The organism is Myroides sp. 1354, assembly GCF_030324495.1.
Taxonomy (GTDB): Bacteria; Bacteroidota; Bacteroidia; order Flavobacteriales; family Flavobacteriaceae; genus Flavobacterium.
This window is the reverse complement of the sequence record NZ_JACAGN010000023.1, coordinates 1-15,979: the sequence shown is the minus strand read 5'-3', so window position 1 is coordinate 15,979 and position 15,979 is coordinate 1. Positions and strand designations below refer to the sequence as shown.

Here is a 15,979-nt window from a genome sequence, read left to right as displayed (position 1 = left end):
TGCAAGATTTTGCGGCTGAGATGATACCCTGGAACTTGTTTCCGCACCTGATCTAGGTAATGCTAGCGTAGGGATCCAACCATTTATCATCTCATCATTTACTTTAGTTAAGTTTATATGATGCAGGACATTTTACAACAAACCACTTGGGCAGAATGGCTCGGTGTTCTTTTTTCTATGATTCAAGTAGTACTTGCATCGAAAAATAATTCCAATAACTATCTTTTCGGAATTGCAGGTATATCGTTGACGCTATACGTCATGATTGTAGCTAAGCTGTATGGTGAATTCACACTCAATCTCTACTATTTAGTGATGAGTATATATGGATGGCTGTATTGGAAGTACGGCAAACAAAAAGAGGAAACCCAGATTTCAACTACGAATACACAAGAAAAAATAATTGCAGGAGGAATTATTGGTTTTACTTTTGGATTGTTCTGGTTTTTCCTTACGCATTATACAGATTCAGACGTGCCTATTTGGGATTCCTTAGTATCAGCCTTTGCTTGGGCAGGGATGTGGTTGATGGCAAAACGCAAAATAGAAAATTGGATTTTACTAAATATTAGCAATTTGATAGCTGTACCTTTGATGATACATAAGGACTTATATCTCTATGCGGGATTAACGGTGTTTTTGTTTGTAGTTGCGGTATTAGGATATATCAAATGGAGTAAAATAGCAAAAGAACAAGTTTATGCTAAGTGTTAGTGAACTAAGAGCGGCTATGTGTGGAGCTACGGCTATTTCGGATGAGGTTATTACGCATATTTATAAAAAGCGCTGGTTGCAAATTTGGGTGCCTCAAACGTATGGAGGCTTGGGTTGTGATTTTAAAACAGGACTGACACATTTATACGAATGGGCTAAGATTGATGGTAGTTTGGGATGGATGTTGACGCTGTGTTCGGGGGCGAATTATTTTGCTCGTAACTTATTACCAGAAACGGCTAAACGATTATTCGCAAGTGAATATACTTGTTTTGGCGGTAGTGGTATGATTGGCGGAACTGCTGATGAACAAGAAGATGGAAGTTATGTTCTCCACGGACTTTGGCATTATGCTACGGGAGCGCCATATTTAAGTCATTTTACGCTCAATGCCAAGGTCCAAAAACAAGGAAAACCCCTTCTAGATGAGGAAGGAAATCCAATCATTCGCTCTTTTATCGTAGAACAAAGGAAAGTCAAGATTATTCCCAATTGGAAATCAATGGGAATGAGAGCTACAGGTACTTTTTCTTTTGAGGTAAATCAAGTGCGTATTCCCGCGGATCATTATTTTGTGTATGATACATTTTATACCAATGATGTGGTTGCTAAAATTCCCTTTCGCGTTTTTGCTGATTTGACTCTTCTTGTGAACTATTTGGGTATGGCGTATCATTTTATAGAAGAAGCCCAGGGTGTACTTTCATCAGAAGTTTTACCCTCTTATTTTAAAGAAATTGACAGAGCTTTTGACCAGATTCTAACCTATGCGGATCAAGTAGAAAAAACTTTAGTGAATAAGGCTTCTATATCGTTTGAATTACAAGAAGAAATCCACGCTTTTGGAAGACAAGAGGTAGAGGAATTAATTCAACAGGTGGTTCGCATACACCTTCAGTTGGGAATTAAAGGAACTCAAGTTGATCAACCGATCCATCAAGTATTTTGTGATTTTTTCACCGCAACTCAACATGCTAATTTTAGAACGGATTTGACGTCTGTTTGATTTTAATTCTTTATACTTCTAAAATAAATAAGAGGTTTCCATTGCGATACTTCTTGTGAAGCAGTACTTTTGCACCAAATTTGAATTTTATGCCTTTACAAGGATAAAGTTTATCTTTTATAATTGTTTGAAATGAGTGAAAAAAGAACTGCTATTTCGGCCGCTTTAACCTCTATTATGTGTGTTCAAGGGGGGGCGTCGTTAGCAAAAAGGCTGTTTCCTGTTTTAGGACCAGCAGGTGCAAGCTCCTTGCGCATTGGATTATCTGCTATTTTATTACTACTTATCAATAGACCTAATTTTAAAGCCTTAACGAAGAAACAGTGGCTTTGCTGTTTGGGGTATGGTTTGAGTATTGGAGGAATGAATTTACTCTTTTACTTCGCCATTGAACGAGTGCCCTTAGGATTAGGAGTTACGGTGGAATTTGTTGGTCCTTTGTTATTGGCTTTATTTTTATCGAGAAAAGTACTCGATGTACTTTGGGCTCTATTAGCTTGTGCGGGAATTTTATTGATTGTGCCTTGGAAGAGCAATAATGTGGATTTATTGGGATTGGCTATGGCTTTTACGGCAGGAATGTTTTGGGTCGGTTATATTGTTATGGGAAGTAAAGTAACGAAGTTAATTGACGGGAGAACGGCTGTTTCAATTGGTACACTATTCGCAGCCATGATCATTGTTCCTGTGGGAATTGCTTCAGGAGGACTAGTTCATTTAACATGGAATCTTTTTCTCTTGGGATTAGCTGTTGCGATTTTATCGAGTGCACTTCCTTTTACCCTAGATTTAGTGGCTATGAAACGCATGCCAGCCAAGAGTTTTAGTATCTTGACGAGTTTACATCCTGCTTTTGCCGCCCTTAGTGGATTATTGTTCTTAGGAGAAGCGTTGAGTATGGTGCAGTGGTTGTCTGTGGCTTGTGTTGTTTTTGCAAGTATAGGAACTACAATCACCTCTCCTAAAGTAGGTTAGGTTTTGTTTATTAAACTGTTGGTTTAGTATTGAAGTAAGCGAATAAAGCGAGTAACTAACAAAATAGAAGTTAGTATCCCTTTTTTAAAGAGAATAGTTTACCTTTGAGGGACAAGGAATAATAAGAATCATTATTGAAATTATGAATCAAGAAATAAGAAACTTAGAACCTAAACAAGTTTGGAATAAGTTTGCTGATTTAAATGCAGTACCACGCCCTTCTAAAAAAGAAGAACGCGTAATTGCTTTTATGGTAGACTTCGGAAAATCATTGGGATTAGAAACAATCCAAGATGAAGTAGGAAATGTAATCATCAAAAAACCAGCAACAGCAGGTATGGAGAACAGAAAAACCATTGTGATGCAATCGCATTTGGATATGGTTCACCAAAAAAACAACGATACAGATTTTGATTTCGATACACAAGGAATTGAAATGTATGTAGAAGATGGATGGGTACGTGCGAAAGGAACTACTTTAGGAGCGGATAACGGACTAGGGGTTGCTACGATTATGGCTATTTTAGAAAGTTCAGACATTCCACATCCTGCTATTGAAGCTCTTTTTACAATTGATGAAGAGACGGGAATGACTGGAGCTAAGGGATTAAAAGGAGGCTTGTTAGAAGGTGAAATTCTTTTAAACTTAGATACAGAAGAAGACGATGAAATTGATATCGGATGTGCTGGAGGAATTGATGTAACTGCTGCTGCAGAATACGACGAAGAAGATGCACCAGAAAATTCAGTTGGATATAGAATTACAATTAAAGGATTAAACGGAGGGCATTCAGGAATGGATATCCACAAAGGATTGGGGAATGCCAACAAAATCATGAACCGTTTGTTGTTTGATTCTTTTGACAATTTTGGATTGCAAATTGCTGCTATTAAAGGGGGAAGTTTGCGCAATGCTATTCCACGTGAAAGTGTAGCAACTGTAGTTATTGCTCAAATGTATGGCGAAGCTTTTGTATACGATATGACGCAAATCGTAGAGGAAATCAAAGCTGAATTACATACAGTAGATCCTGACTTCGAAGTAATCTTTGAAAAATTAGACGAAGCTGAAACACCGAAAAAAGTGATGCCTTCTATGGCGCAGTACTTCTTCGTTCGTTCGATGTACGCGGCTCATAATGGTGTATTCCGCATGAGTCCAGATTTCGATGATTTAGTAGAAGCATCAAATAATATTGCTAAAGTTGAGGTGGGGAACGGACAGTTAACAGTAAAATGTTTAACGCGTTCATCAGTAGAATCTTCTAAAATGGACGTTGCTAATGGTTTGCGTTCTGCTTTTGAATTAATGGGATGTGAAGTTGAATTTTCAGGTTCTTACCCAGGCTGGAGTCCAAACCCAGATTCAGCAATTTTAGATGTGTTAGTGGATATTTACGAAAAGCAACACAACGAAAAACCAAATGTAGTGGCTTGTCACGCGGGATTAGAATGTGGAATCTTAGGAACACATTATCCAGATATGGATATGATTTCTTTCGGACCAACAATCAAAGGAGCTCACTCTCCTGCAGAACGTGCAAACATTGAATCACTTCAAAAATTCTGGAACTTTGTTTTAGAGATTTTAAAACAAATACCAGAGAGAAAATAAACCTATCACCAGATAGTTATCAGTTAAAGACAGCAAGTAGCTTTTCGCTCTTGCTGTTTTTTTTATGCCCAAATTATATAATGTAAAATAAATTATCATAAAATTGAAAACACACTTCTATTATTTTGTACTTTTCCATTCGTTAATAACGAATATACATTGGTATGAAAGTAATAAAAAATAAGGGAATCAAAATGTTGTTGATTATGCCATTGCTCTTGTCTTCCACTTGTGCAATAGACGAGGATCCTACCCATTATCATTATACGATAGAAAATCAAAGTAGCATTCCAGTAGAGTTGAAAGTTTACTACATGGGAAAGGATGGGGCAAAAAGTGATGTGCGCTACATTCCATTGGCTCTTAACGAAAAAATAACAAAAAATTACAAAGATTATCCTTCTTATAGTGGCTATAATTTTGCTGAATTTTTTCGCACAAACGAAGGAGTGCCTAATGTGGTAGAAGTTATTTATGAAAACAAGAAGAAAACCGTTTTTGTACAACTGAAATTCAATGGTATAGTAGAGAATAACTGCACAAATGTCTTTGGGGAAATAGTAGACTGTGAGGAAAGAAATTTGTTAGATACATTTAAGTATAGAAATACAGTGGAACATTATACGATAACAAAAGAAGATTATGAAGCAGCAACAGATTGTAATGGGGATTGTTATTAAGTCACAGTTATATCGTGTAATAAAGCAAATGAGTTTAGCCTTAGTTGCTTTACTGTTATTCAGTTGTGAAAAGGAAGAAGAAACATACGAATACAGTATAGAAAATAAGAGCGGTCAAGATATTGTATTTAAGCTATACACTCAAATGAAGCGAACGGATAATAGCATTCAAGATGTACATTATATCCACCTTCCAAAAGGAGAGAAGCTCTATAAAGAATATTACTCGTCTTATTATAGTTTTCGTTCTTTGTTCCAGAATTATTATACGGCTTCTTTGGCGGAGTTACCGTTTAATACAGTAGAGGTGATCTATGGGAATAAGAAAAAGAAAATTTTAGTGGAGCAATACGAAAGTGAAAAGGGGGGATGTCGGAATATATTTGAGGAAAAAGTGCCTTGTGACGAGCGAAATCCATTGAATCGAAGCCGATACCAAAACAAAAAAGAACATTTTGTATTCACACCAGAAGATTATCAACAAGCGGAAGATTGTCAGGGCGATTGTGAATAGCGTTTATGAGCGCACAGTTAGTGAAACTTTAAAAATTATTTGTAATTGAACGCTTGTTTCACGTGTGCGTTGAAAAATAGAGAGCAATTAAAAAACAAGTTTTAATAGTGATTTAAAACAAGTATTTTTATTTCTATAATCAAATCAAATTTTTATGATGAAGACACTTTACTTTACCTTAGTAGCGTTATTTTTTACAAGCATTCTGGTAGGCCAAGAGGTTAAATTTAAAAATAAATCAGTATTTATTGATAAACAAGAAGCGTTGCGCTATGAACAGCCTTTTTTAGCCGATGAAATTACGTTCAAAAAGCTTGATTCGCAGGAGGAGGTTGTTTATATCAAGCCTGCAAGAGAAGATAGAGGTAAATACAATGAAATAGTTTATTATACCCTTGTTTTTGTGCAAGAAAAAGTGTCTTTTGAAACACAGAAATTCAATCAAAAAGGCATGAAAAGTATTTTTAAACAATTGGTGAAAGAAGGGGTTGTTTTGCCTGATGGGACTGTCAATATTGAGGCTATGGAACGCTTTAAAGTGAAATATGAAGACAGTCTTACCAAGCTATTAATTCGCTAAGATGAGGTCATAAAATTCTAAATATTTTAAGGAAATTTTAATTTTAAAGCAAGGGGAATTGTAAATTGCTTTTTGTACATTAGTTGCTTCAAGAAAACAAAACTCAAAAGTATTATGAAAAAATCAATCTTAGCACTAGCTTTAGTAAGTTTAGTAGCTATTTCATGTGGAGATAAAAAATCAACAGATACTACTACACCAGAACAAACTGTAGAGCAGACAACAGAAGCGCCTCAACAAAAAGAGTTGACCTATGCGATTGAGTGGATTGCATTTAAAACACCAGCAAAAGTTGGAGTAAAAGGAACATTTGATCAAGTAAAATTATCAGAGGTAAACCAAGAAGCAGCTACTTTAGCTGAAGGGTTGAAAGGAGCTCAATTCTCTATTGTTACGAGTTCAGCTAGTACAGGAGATCCAGCAAGAGACGAAACGTTGCGTTTGAATTTCTTCAGTAAATTAGTTGGGAATATCAACGGGTTTTTTGGGGAATTCAAAGACGGTAAAGTCTTAGTTAATCTTACAATGAATGGTATTACAAAAGAGAAAGAATTTTCTTATGAAGAAACTGAAGCAGGAGTGAAATTAAATGGAGCGATTGATATCTTGGCTGATTTCACTGCAAAAGACGCTTTCAATGCTTTACACGAAGCTTGTGGAGCTTTACACGAAGGAAAAACATGGTCAGATGTTGAGATTGCTGTAGAGATTAAAAAATAAAACCAATAAATAAACGAAATCAAGAGGAATATTTAGATATATTCCTCTTTTTTTTTACCTTTGCATTCCAATTAAATTATCTCTTTTCAAGGTATGATAGATAGATTACAAATTATAAAACAGCGTTTTGATGAAATTTCGGATTTGATTATTCAACCCGATGTAATTGCAGATCAAAAACGATATGTTCAATTAAACAAAGAATATAAAGATTTAAAACAGTTAGTTGAGAAACGCGCTGAGTACTTAAATCTTACCGGAAATATAGCAGAAGCAAATGAGATTTTAGCAGACGGAAGTGATGCTGAAATGGTTGATATGGCCAAAATGCAGTTGGATGAAGCCAAAAGCCGTTTGCCAGAATTAGAAGATGAAATCAAATTTCTTTTGATTCCGAAAGATCCAGAAGATGCGAAAAACGTAATGGTTGAAGTACGCGCTGGAACTGGAGGGGATGAAGCGAGTATTTTTGCGGGTGATTTGTTTAGAATGTATACCAAATATTGTGAGTCTAGAGGTTGGAGAACATCAGTTGTGGATGTGAACGAAGGAACTTCTGGAGGATACAAAGAGGTTATTTTCGAAGTAACAGGAGAAGATGTATACGGAACATTGAAGTTTGAAGCTGGTGTTCACCGCGTACAACGCGTTCCTCAAACAGAAACGCAAGGACGTGTTCACACGTCTGCAGCAACGGTAATGGTATTGCCAGAAGCAGAAGAATTCGATGTACACATTGATATGAATGATGTGCGTATTGATTTATTCTGTTCATCAGGACCTGGTGGGCAATCGGTAAATACAACAAAATCGGCTGTGCGTATGACGCATATTCCTACAGGATTAGTAGCACAATGTCAGGATGAGAAATCACAACACAAGAATAAAGATAAAGCTTTATCTGTATTGCGTTCTCGTTTATACGAAATGGAGTTGGCGAAAAAGCAAGAGGAAGACGCTAAAAAACGTAACTCTCAAGTGAGTAGTGGTGACCGTTCTGCTAAAATTAGAACGTATAACTATCCACAAGGACGTGTGACAGATCACCGCATCGGATTGACATTATATGATTTAGACGGTGTAATGAATGGAGGTATTCAGAAAATTGTAGATGAATTACAATTAGTAAGCAATACAGAGAAATTAAAAGAAAGCGAAGTTTATTAATACGCAAGATAAAGAAAACCACACTAAGCAGTGTGGTTTTTTTACAAAGTACTAGAGCATGACAACACAACAACTCATTGAGCAAATTCAACGTAAACAATCGTTTCTATGTGTAGGATTGGATGTTGATTTAACTAAAATTCCCGCATTTTTACTTGAAGAGGAGGATCCTATTTTTAGCTTTAACAAAGCGATTATTGATGCGACACATGATTTAGCTGTCGCATACAAACCCAATATTGCCTTTTTTGAAGCTTACGGAATCAAAGGATGGGAATCTTTAAAAAAGACGATTACTTATATTAAAGAAAATTATCCTGAATTGTATACGATTGCGGATGCCAAAAGAGGAGATATTGGCAATACAGCATCCATGTATGCCAAGGCATTTTTTGAAGATATGGCTTTTGATAGCGTTACGGTTGCCCCTTATATGGGAAAAGATTCTGTAGAGCCTTTCTTGGCATTTGAGAATAAACACACGATTTTATTAGCCTTGACTTCTAATGAAGGAGCTTTCGATTTTCAAACACAATTGATTGATGGAGAACCTTTGTATAAAAAGGTGATTAAGACATCTCAACACTATAAGAATGCAGATCAATTAATGTATGTGGTTGGTGCAACGAAAGCGGAATATTTTAAAGACATTCGCCAAGTAGCTCCTACAAGTTTCTTATTGGTTCCAGGTGTTGGAGCACAGGGAGGAAGCTTACAAGAAGTTTGCCAGTATGGATTAGCGGAAAATGTAGGATTGTTAATCAATTCTTCAAGAGGGATTATTTATGCTTCGAATCAAGCAGATTTTGCTGCTAAAGCAAGAGAAGAAGCGTTGAAAATGCAACAGGAAATGCACGCTATTTTAAAAGAGAGATTATGCTAATACTAAAAGATCAGTTGGGACGTGAGCATCGTTTTGAGCAATCGCCAAAACGCATTGTTTCACTTGTACCATCGTTAACAGAAACGCTTTTTGATTTAGGACTAGAAGATGAATTAGTTGGAATTACGACTGCTTGTATGCATCCTTATCAATTGAGGGTGACCAAAACAAGTATTGGAGAACCTAAAAAAGTGGATATAGAGCAGATTCAGCTAATGCAACCTGATGTTGTTGTGGCTAGTCCAACCGAAAATACAATGGAGGATATTGAGCGTCTACAAGCGATTTGTCCTGTTTGGTTGGTAGATGTGAGAACGATGGATCAGAACTTCCAATTGATTGAATTGTTAGGGCAGTTGTTCAATAAACGCACAGAAGCGCGAAAATGGATGGATAAAATTAGCTTTGGACAAAAGGACTTGATGGACTTTGTAAGCGAAAGACCTGGTTTTAAAGTGGCTTATTTTATTGGTAAAGATCCTTTTGTTGTAGCGGGTGAAGGAACATTCATACAAGAACTATTGGAATTAAACAAATTTGAAAATGTATATGCAGATAGAGTAGAGCTGTATCCAGAGGTAGAAATTAAAAAAATTAGGATCCAAGGTGATCCTGAATTGGTTTTTCTTCCTTCTATGCCCTATGCTTTTCAAGAAGAAGATGCTTTTGAAATTGGGCGATTTACCCATCACGGAAAAACAATCTTCGTAGAAGGAGAAATGTTTAGCTGGTATGGGACGCGCGTATGTAAAGCGTTTGACTATTTTAAACAGATACACAATCGATTATAAAACTAGAATCCCACTTCCTTAGGTGGGATTTTTTTGTGTAGATTGAATAAAACGAGTTTTTTTGCAATGTTAAGTTTTTATATAGAGCAAATTCACAAACCTCACTCTTTAGCTGAAAAATACCTTCTTGGGTACATGGCTCTACTTAAAGTTGCTAATTTAGGCCTCAAAATGGCTCTATTTGGATGGTAGAAGTATTAAAATCAATAAAACACTAAAAAAAAACGAATTTTCATGCCAATAGGGTATGGAAAAACGCTATAAAAACTGTATATTAGCACGTTTAATAATGACAATTTAAAATTTAATATACTTATGTCTGAAGGAGAAAAGTTGATTCCTATTAACATTGAGGAACAGATGAAATCAGCCTACATTGATTATTCAATGTCCGTGATTGTATCTAGAGCACTTCCCGATGTTAGAGATGGCTTAAAACCTGTGCATCGTAGAGTGTTATTTGGTATGTATGAGTTAGGTGTAATGTCTAACAGAGCACATAAAAAGTCTGCCAGAATTGTAGGGGAAGTATTAGGTAAGTACCACCCACACGGAGATATTTCGGTGTATGACGCCATGGTGCGTATGGCTCAAGATTGGAGTATGCGTTATTTGCTTGTAGATGGACAAGGTAACTTTGGATCTGTAGATGGAGATAGCCCTGCAGCGATGCGTTATACAGAGGCTAGAATGAAGAAGATATCTGAAGAAATTCTTGCCGATATTGATAAAGAAACGGTTGATTTCCAGTTAAACTTTGACGATACCTTAGAAGAGCCAAGAGTAATGCCTACGCGTATTCCTACGCTATTGGTGAATGGTGCTTCAGGTATTGCGGTAGGTATGGCTACCAATATGGCACCACATAATCTTTCAGAAGTTATTGATGGAACCTTGGCGTATATCGATAATAACGATATCGAAATCGATGAGTTGATGAACCACATCAAGGCACCTGATTTCCCAACAGGAGGAGTTATTTACGGTTATGAAGGAGTAAGAGAAGCTTTTAAAACAGGACGTGGACGTGTTGTAATGCGTGCGAAGGCCAATTTTGAAGAAGTAGATGGTAGAGAGTGTATCGTAGTAACAGAGATTCCGTTCCAGGTAAACAAAGCCGAAATGATCAAGAAAACAGCGGAAGCTGTTAATGATAAGAAGATTGAAGGGATTGCTACGATTCGAGACGAATCCGATCGAAAAGGAATGCGTATCGTTTATGTTTTAAAACGCGATGCTATTCCAAACATTGTATTGAATACCCTATATAAATATACGCAATTACAGTCGTCTTTCAGTGTGAACAATATTGCATTGGTTGACGGTCGTCCGCAAACGCTAAACTTAAAAGAGTTAATCTACCATTTCGTAGAACACAGACACGATGTAGTAGTTAGACGTACGCAGTTTGAGTTGAGAAAAGCAGAAGAACGTGCGCATATTTTAGAAGGATTGATTATTGCGTCAGATAATATTGACGAAGTAATCGCTTTAATTCGTTCTTCAAACAATGCAGATGAAGCAAGAGCGAAATTAATTGAGCGTTTTTCTTTATCTGAAATCCAAGCTCGTGCAATTGTAGAAATGCGTTTGCGTCAGTTAACAGGACTGGAGCAAGACAAACTACGTGCAGAGTATGAGGAAATCATGAAGTTAATTAATTATTTAAAAGAGTTGTTAGCAAGCAAAGAATTGCGAATGAACTTGATTAAAGAAGAGTTAATTGAAGTAAAAGATAAATTCGGTGATGAGCGTCGTTCAGTAATTGAATACGCAGGCGGAGATGTGAGTATTACGGATCTTATTGCAGATGAGCAAGTTGTAATTACAATTTCTCATGCTGGATACATCAAAAGAACACCGCTTTCTGAATATAAAACACAAAATAGAGGAGGAGTCGGTCAAAAATCTGCAGGAACAAGAGATCAAGATTTCTTAGAGCATATGTATGTGGCTACTAACCACCAATATATGTTGTTCTTTACTCAGAAAGGAAAATGTTTCTGGATGAGAGTTTACGAAATTCCAGAAGGAACGAAAGTAAGTAAAGGTCGTGCAATCCAAAACTTAATCAATATTGAGAATGACGACAAAGTGAAAGCGTTCATTTGTACCCAAGATTTGAAAGATGAAGAGTACATCAACAATCACTATGTAATCATGGCGACCAAACAAGGTCAAGTGAAGAAAACACCTTTAGAGCAATATTCTCGTCCTAGACAAAATGGTATCAATGCCATTACGATTAAAGAAGATGATGAATTACTAGAAGCAAAATTGACAGATGGTAAGAGTAAAGTATTAATTGCTGTGAAATCTGGAAAATTAGTTCGCTTTGATGAGGAAAAAACGCGTCCAATGGGAAGAACGGCTTCTGGAGTTCGCGGTATTACCTTAGCAGATGACAAAGATGAAGTAATCGGAATGGTATCTGTAAGTGATTTAAATAGCGAAATTTTAGTTGTTTCTGAAAATGGCTATGGTAAGCGTTCAGCCTTAGAAGAATACCGTGAAACAAACCGTGGAGGTAAAGGAGTTAAAACGATGAATATCAGTGATAAAACTGGATTATTAGTTTCAATTAATGTCGTTACGGATGCGGATGATTTAATGATTATCAATAAATCAGGATTAACAATCCGTATGCGTGTTTCTGATCTTCGTGTGATGGGACGTGCAACACAAGGAGTTCGCTTAATTAACATCAAAGGAAATGATTCGATTGCCGCTGTTTGTAAAGTAATGAAAGAAGATGATGAAGAGGATCAAGACCAAGAATTTGTGGAAATCGATGGAACTGTATTAGACGTTACAGAAGATTTAGATGATCAAGTAGAAGATCAAATAGGAGAAGACCAAGATCAAGAGTAATACAATAAAACAACAGAGTTATGAATAAAAAATTTGTTTATTTAGCAGCTGCTTTAATGATTTCAGGGCTTTCAATGGCTCAAAAGAAAGAGTTGAAAGATGCTGAGAAAGCAGTAAAAAAAGGTAATGTTGTGGAAGCTAATGCAGCATTACAAGCCGTGGAAAGCGTTTTAGGTCAAGCCAATAATGAGCAAAAAATTCAGTTTTATTATTTAAAATCGAATTTAGCTTTCCAACAAATTGAGAAAAACCAAGATTTCGATGCGAATGTGGATCGAATGGTAGCTGCTTATAAAGAAATAGCTGCAATTGATAAAAACAACAAATTTGCAAAACAAGCAAATGAAGAGTTGGGAACAGTTGCTTCTAAAGTAATTAACAAGGCAATTGAAGAGAATAACTCATCAAACTATAAAGGAGCGACTAAAAAGTTCAAGCAAGCGTTTGATATTAATCCACAAGATACGTTGTATCTATATTATGCTGCATCAACAGCAATCAGTTCGAAAGATTATCCTACAGCAACCGCTTATTATAAGCAGTTGATTGATTTAGGATATAAAGGAAATGAATCCTACTATACAGCAGTTGAAAAAGCAACAGGAGAAGTTCAAAACTTTGGGAAAGATTCTAAAATGAGAGACGTATTAGTGAAACAAGGTTCACATACAGATCCTAAATTTGTAAAAGAAGAGTCAAAACGCCCTGAGATTGTAAAGAACTTAGCGTTAATCTACTACCAAGAAGGACAATACGATCAAGCAGAAAAAGCGATTATTGAGGCAAGAAAGGCAAATCCAGATGACACTAATTTGATGTTAACTCAAATGGATTTGTATTTGAAGTCAAACAATATGGGAAAATATGAGGAAATTGCAAAAGAAGCTTTGAGTAAAAACCCGAATGACGATGTGTTGTTGTACAATCTAGGTGTTACAAGTTACCAAGCAGGTAAGGCAGATGAAGCTAGAAAATACTACGAAAAAGCAATTCAAATCAATCCTAAAAATGAGAATGCTTATTTGAACATGGCATTCCTTAAATTACAACCAGACGAGGAATTGACGAATAAGATGAATAGCTTGGGTATGTCTGCTGCAGATAATAAAAAATACGAGCAATTGCAAAAAGAGAAAAAAGCGATTTATCGTGATGCAATGAATGATTTAGAAAAAGTGTTGGCTATTAATCCACAAAACGAGGAAGCTATTCAAACGCTTAAAAACATTTACCGCGCATTGGAAATGAACGATAAATTAAAAGCACTAGAGGCTAAATAGGAAGAACAAACTAATTTTGTTTACTAAAAAGAGGTAGAAACATTGTTTCTACCTCTTTTTTTGTGCTCTAACTTCACTTCTACTTTTCTTATAAATTCTAAACGAAGTTTGCTAACAAAATCGCCTTATATAGATATATAGATAAGTTATATGTAAAATATTACCAAAAAGTGTATTATTTTCTAATAGCTCATTTTTCTTCGTGTAATGAGAAGATATAGGGACTTTTTTGCTCAAAATATTTTATTTAGTATGCTTACCTAGCTTTTTTTTGCATTTAAGTTCTCAATCTGTGTTAAAAACGACAAAAACGGACCTGAGAAAAATTAATTTTATTTTAATAAAACTTTTATACTCATTTTGCGATTCGATTATTATGACAACTTCTACACGTATCACTTAGTCTAATTTTGTAAAACACTAAGTAATTAAAAGTGATTATTTGCGAAATTTTATAATATTCTTAACTTTTGTTATAATGCTTTTTTTGCATAATTTATGAAATTATAAATCATTTATTGTGTTATTATTTAGCATTATTTGTAATAATTTCCTTTTTTATATTAAAAATATTAAATGGTTGTAGCTTTGTTGTAGTATAATATTTAAATGTTATATACTCAAAAGTTATAAATTATGAAAAGAAAAGTAATTCCTCTATTTGCACTTATGGTAAGTAGTGCAGCAATAGCACAAGTTGGTATTGGTACTGAGAGAGCTGCAAGTTCAGCACAATTAGAAATTCTTGCAGATCATAAAGGTATACTTATCCCCAGAGTAAAACTTGTTGACCTAGCAGACTTCGCACCTATTCAAGGTGAGAAAATTGAAAGTTTGTTAATTTATCACACAGGTGAGAATAATATTAATGCAGGATTCTATTATTGGCGAAATAATATTTGGATACCGCTTCTTTCTGGTGATACAGTAACAGATCGTATGAATAATTCTTTTACGATTGGTACAAATCCCAGTAAAAATAACGAAGAATCGTTAATTATTACAGATAGTGAAAATCATAGTGTTTATCTGGCAATTAGCGAAATCGCAAATAATAATGTTTTTGTAACGGAGTTAGTTGAAAATCAGGAGTTCATTACTAAGTTGGGAGATAATATTGATTTCATCAATCAAATCACCAACAACAATGAATTCATTGAAAATATTATCCATGAGTTAAAAGGAAAATACGGAAACGTAGGATTTGATACCGTTAGTAATTCGTTTTTCTACTATGACGAAAATGGTCAACCTGTAACGATCGATTGGGATGTATTAGGCAATACGAAGATTGCGAGTTTTACAGTGAACAATGATTTCTTAACCCTTGTAGATACTGAGGGAACGACATTCAGCGTATCAATTGACGATTTAGGTAAAGTGATTGCAAATAATGATGTTTTCGTAACGGAGTTAGTTGAAAATCAAGAGTTCATTACTAAGTTGGGAGATAATATTGATTTCATCAATCAAATCACCAACAACAATGAATTCATTGAAAATATTATCCATGAGTTAAAAGGAAAATACGGAAACGTAGGATTTGATACCGTTAGTAATTCGTTTTTCTACTATGACGAAAATGGTCAACCTGTAACGATCGATTGGGATGTATTAGGCAATACGAAGATTGCGAGTTTTACAGTGAACAATGATTTCTTAACCATTCTAGATACTGAGGGAACGACATTCAGCGTATCAATTGACGATTTAGGTAAAGTGATTGCAAATAATGATGTTTTCGTAACGGAGTTAGTTGAAAATCAAGAGTTCATTACTAAGTTGGGAGATAATATTGATTTCATCAATCAAATCACCAACAACAATGAATTCATTGAAAATATTATCCATGAGTTAAAAGGAAAATACGGAAACGTAGGATTTGATACCGTTAGTAATTCGTTTTTCTACTATGACGAAAATGGTCAACCTGTAACGATCGATTGGGATGTATTAGGCAATACGAAGATTGCGAGTTTTACAGTGAACAATGATTTCTTAACCCTTGTAGATACTGAGGGAACGACATTCAGCGTATCGATTGACGATTTAGGCAAAGTGATTGCAAATAATGATGTTTTCGTAACGGAGTTAGTTGAAAATCAAGAGTTCATTACTAAGTTGGGAGATAATATTGATTTCATCAATCAAATCACCAACAACAATGAATTCATTGAAAATAT

Annotated in this window: 14 protein-coding genes; all 14 read left to right on the top strand. The window is 35.4% G+C overall.

The features are described 5' to 3' along the window. Window positions 1–117: 117 nt before the first annotated feature. A complete protein-coding gene (gene pnuC / locus HX004_RS16530) occupies window positions 118–714 on the top strand; it encodes a nicotinamide riboside transporter PnuC (protein ID WP_286443791.1) in 597 nt (198 codons plus the stop codon). Beyond that, window positions 701–1,720 (top strand): acyl-CoA dehydrogenase family protein, encoded by a 1,020-nt coding sequence (locus HX004_RS16525; RefSeq protein WP_286443789.1) that lies wholly within the window; start codon window positions 701–703, stop codon window positions 1,718–1,720. Before pnuC ends, HX004_RS16525 begins: the two co-directional genes overlap by 14 nt. 132 nt (window positions 1,721–1,852) lie before the next feature. Continuing rightward, complete coding sequence (locus tag HX004_RS16520; RefSeq protein WP_286443788.1) at window positions 1,853–2,695, top strand: EamA family transporter; 843 nt, start codon at window positions 1,853–1,855, stop codon at window positions 2,693–2,695. A gap of 142 nt (window positions 2,696–2,837) precedes the next feature. Beyond that, window positions 2,838–4,310 carry an aminoacyl-histidine dipeptidase gene (locus HX004_RS16515; protein WP_286443787.1) on the top strand — a complete coding sequence of 491 codons (1,473 nt, stop codon included), beginning with the start codon at window positions 2,838–2,840 and terminating at the stop codon, window positions 4,308–4,310. Between the two features lie 164 nt (window positions 4,311–4,474). Beyond that, window positions 4,475–4,990, top strand: a complete 516-nt coding sequence (locus HX004_RS16510) for a hypothetical protein (protein ID WP_286443786.1) — start codon at window positions 4,475–4,477, stop codon at window positions 4,988–4,990. Beyond that, a complete protein-coding gene (locus HX004_RS16505; RefSeq protein ID WP_286443784.1) occupies window positions 4,953–5,504 on the top strand; it encodes a hypothetical protein in 552 nt (183 codons plus the stop codon). Before HX004_RS16510 ends, HX004_RS16505 begins: the two co-directional genes overlap by 38 nt. A 154-nt stretch (window positions 5,505–5,658) precedes the next feature. Beyond that, window positions 5,659–6,084, top strand: a complete 426-nt coding sequence (locus HX004_RS16500) for a hypothetical protein (protein ID WP_286443782.1) — start codon at window positions 5,659–5,661, stop codon at window positions 6,082–6,084. Window positions 6,085–6,198: 114 nt separating this feature from the next. Next, the gene (locus HX004_RS16495) at window positions 6,199–6,804 is read left to right on the top strand and encodes a YceI family protein (RefSeq protein WP_286443781.1); all 606 of its coding nucleotides are present in this window, start codon (window positions 6,199–6,201) and stop codon (window positions 6,802–6,804) included. Between the two features lie 93 nt (window positions 6,805–6,897). After that, window positions 6,898–7,971 (top strand): peptide chain release factor 1, encoded by a 1,074-nt coding sequence (gene prfA, locus HX004_RS16490; protein WP_286443780.1) that lies wholly within the window; start codon window positions 6,898–6,900, stop codon window positions 7,969–7,971. Between the two features lie 58 nt (window positions 7,972–8,029). Next, window positions 8,030–8,854, top strand: a complete 825-nt coding sequence (gene pyrF / locus HX004_RS16485; protein WP_286443779.1) for an orotidine-5'-phosphate decarboxylase — start codon at window positions 8,030–8,032, stop codon at window positions 8,852–8,854. Beyond that, on the top strand, window positions 8,848–9,645 hold the full coding sequence (locus tag HX004_RS16480) for an ABC transporter substrate-binding protein (RefSeq protein ID WP_286443777.1): 798 nt from the start codon (window positions 8,848–8,850) through the stop codon (window positions 9,643–9,645). Before pyrF ends, HX004_RS16480 begins: the two co-directional genes overlap by 7 nt. Before the next feature lie 315 nt (window positions 9,646–9,960). Further along, entirely contained in the window at window positions 9,961–12,516 is a 2,556-nt protein-coding gene (gene gyrA / locus HX004_RS16475) for a DNA gyrase subunit A (RefSeq protein ID WP_286443775.1), read from the top strand. Between the two features lie 20 nt (window positions 12,517–12,536). Further along, window positions 12,537–13,796, top strand: a complete 1,260-nt coding sequence (locus tag HX004_RS16470; protein ID WP_286443774.1) for a tetratricopeptide repeat protein — start codon at window positions 12,537–12,539, stop codon at window positions 13,794–13,796. Window positions 13,797–14,432: 636 nt separating this feature from the next. After that, a partial coding sequence (locus HX004_RS16465) for a phage tail-like protein (protein WP_502888489.1) occupies window positions 14,433–15,979 on the top strand: 1,547 nt, incomplete at its 3' end.

What these genes read in the sequence shown, in the direction of transcription:
- pnuC (WP_286443791.1), top strand. Translation starts at nt 118, where the DNA reads ATGATGCAGGACATTTTACAACAAACCACTTGGGCAGAATGGCTCGGT.
- HX004_RS16525 (WP_286443789.1), top strand. Translation starts at nt 701, where the DNA reads ATGCTAAGTGTTAGTGAACTAAGAGCGGCTATGTGTGGAGCTACGGCT.
- HX004_RS16520 (WP_286443788.1), top strand. Translation starts at nt 1,853, where the DNA reads ATGAGTGAAAAAAGAACTGCTATTTCGGCCGCTTTAACCTCTATTATG.
- HX004_RS16515 (WP_286443787.1), top strand. Translation starts at nt 2,838, where the DNA reads ATGAATCAAGAAATAAGAAACTTAGAACCTAAACAAGTTTGGAATAAG.
- HX004_RS16510 (WP_286443786.1), top strand. Translation starts at nt 4,475, where the DNA reads ATGAAAGTAATAAAAAATAAGGGAATCAAAATGTTGTTGATTATGCCA.
- HX004_RS16505 (WP_286443784.1), top strand. Translation starts at nt 4,953, where the DNA reads ATGAAGCAGCAACAGATTGTAATGGGGATTGTTATTAAGTCACAGTTA.
- HX004_RS16500 (WP_286443782.1), top strand. Translation starts at nt 5,659, where the DNA reads ATGATGAAGACACTTTACTTTACCTTAGTAGCGTTATTTTTTACAAGC.
- HX004_RS16495 (WP_286443781.1), top strand. Translation starts at nt 6,199, where the DNA reads ATGAAAAAATCAATCTTAGCACTAGCTTTAGTAAGTTTAGTAGCTATT.
- prfA (WP_286443780.1), top strand. Translation starts at nt 6,898, where the DNA reads ATGATAGATAGATTACAAATTATAAAACAGCGTTTTGATGAAATTTCG.
- pyrF (WP_286443779.1), top strand. Translation starts at nt 8,030, where the DNA reads ATGACAACACAACAACTCATTGAGCAAATTCAACGTAAACAATCGTTT.
- HX004_RS16480 (WP_286443777.1), top strand. Translation starts at nt 8,848, where the DNA reads ATGCTAATACTAAAAGATCAGTTGGGACGTGAGCATCGTTTTGAGCAA.
- gyrA (WP_286443775.1), top strand. Translation starts at nt 9,961, where the DNA reads ATGTCTGAAGGAGAAAAGTTGATTCCTATTAACATTGAGGAACAGATG.
- HX004_RS16470 (WP_286443774.1), top strand. Translation starts at nt 12,537, where the DNA reads ATGAATAAAAAATTTGTTTATTTAGCAGCTGCTTTAATGATTTCAGGG.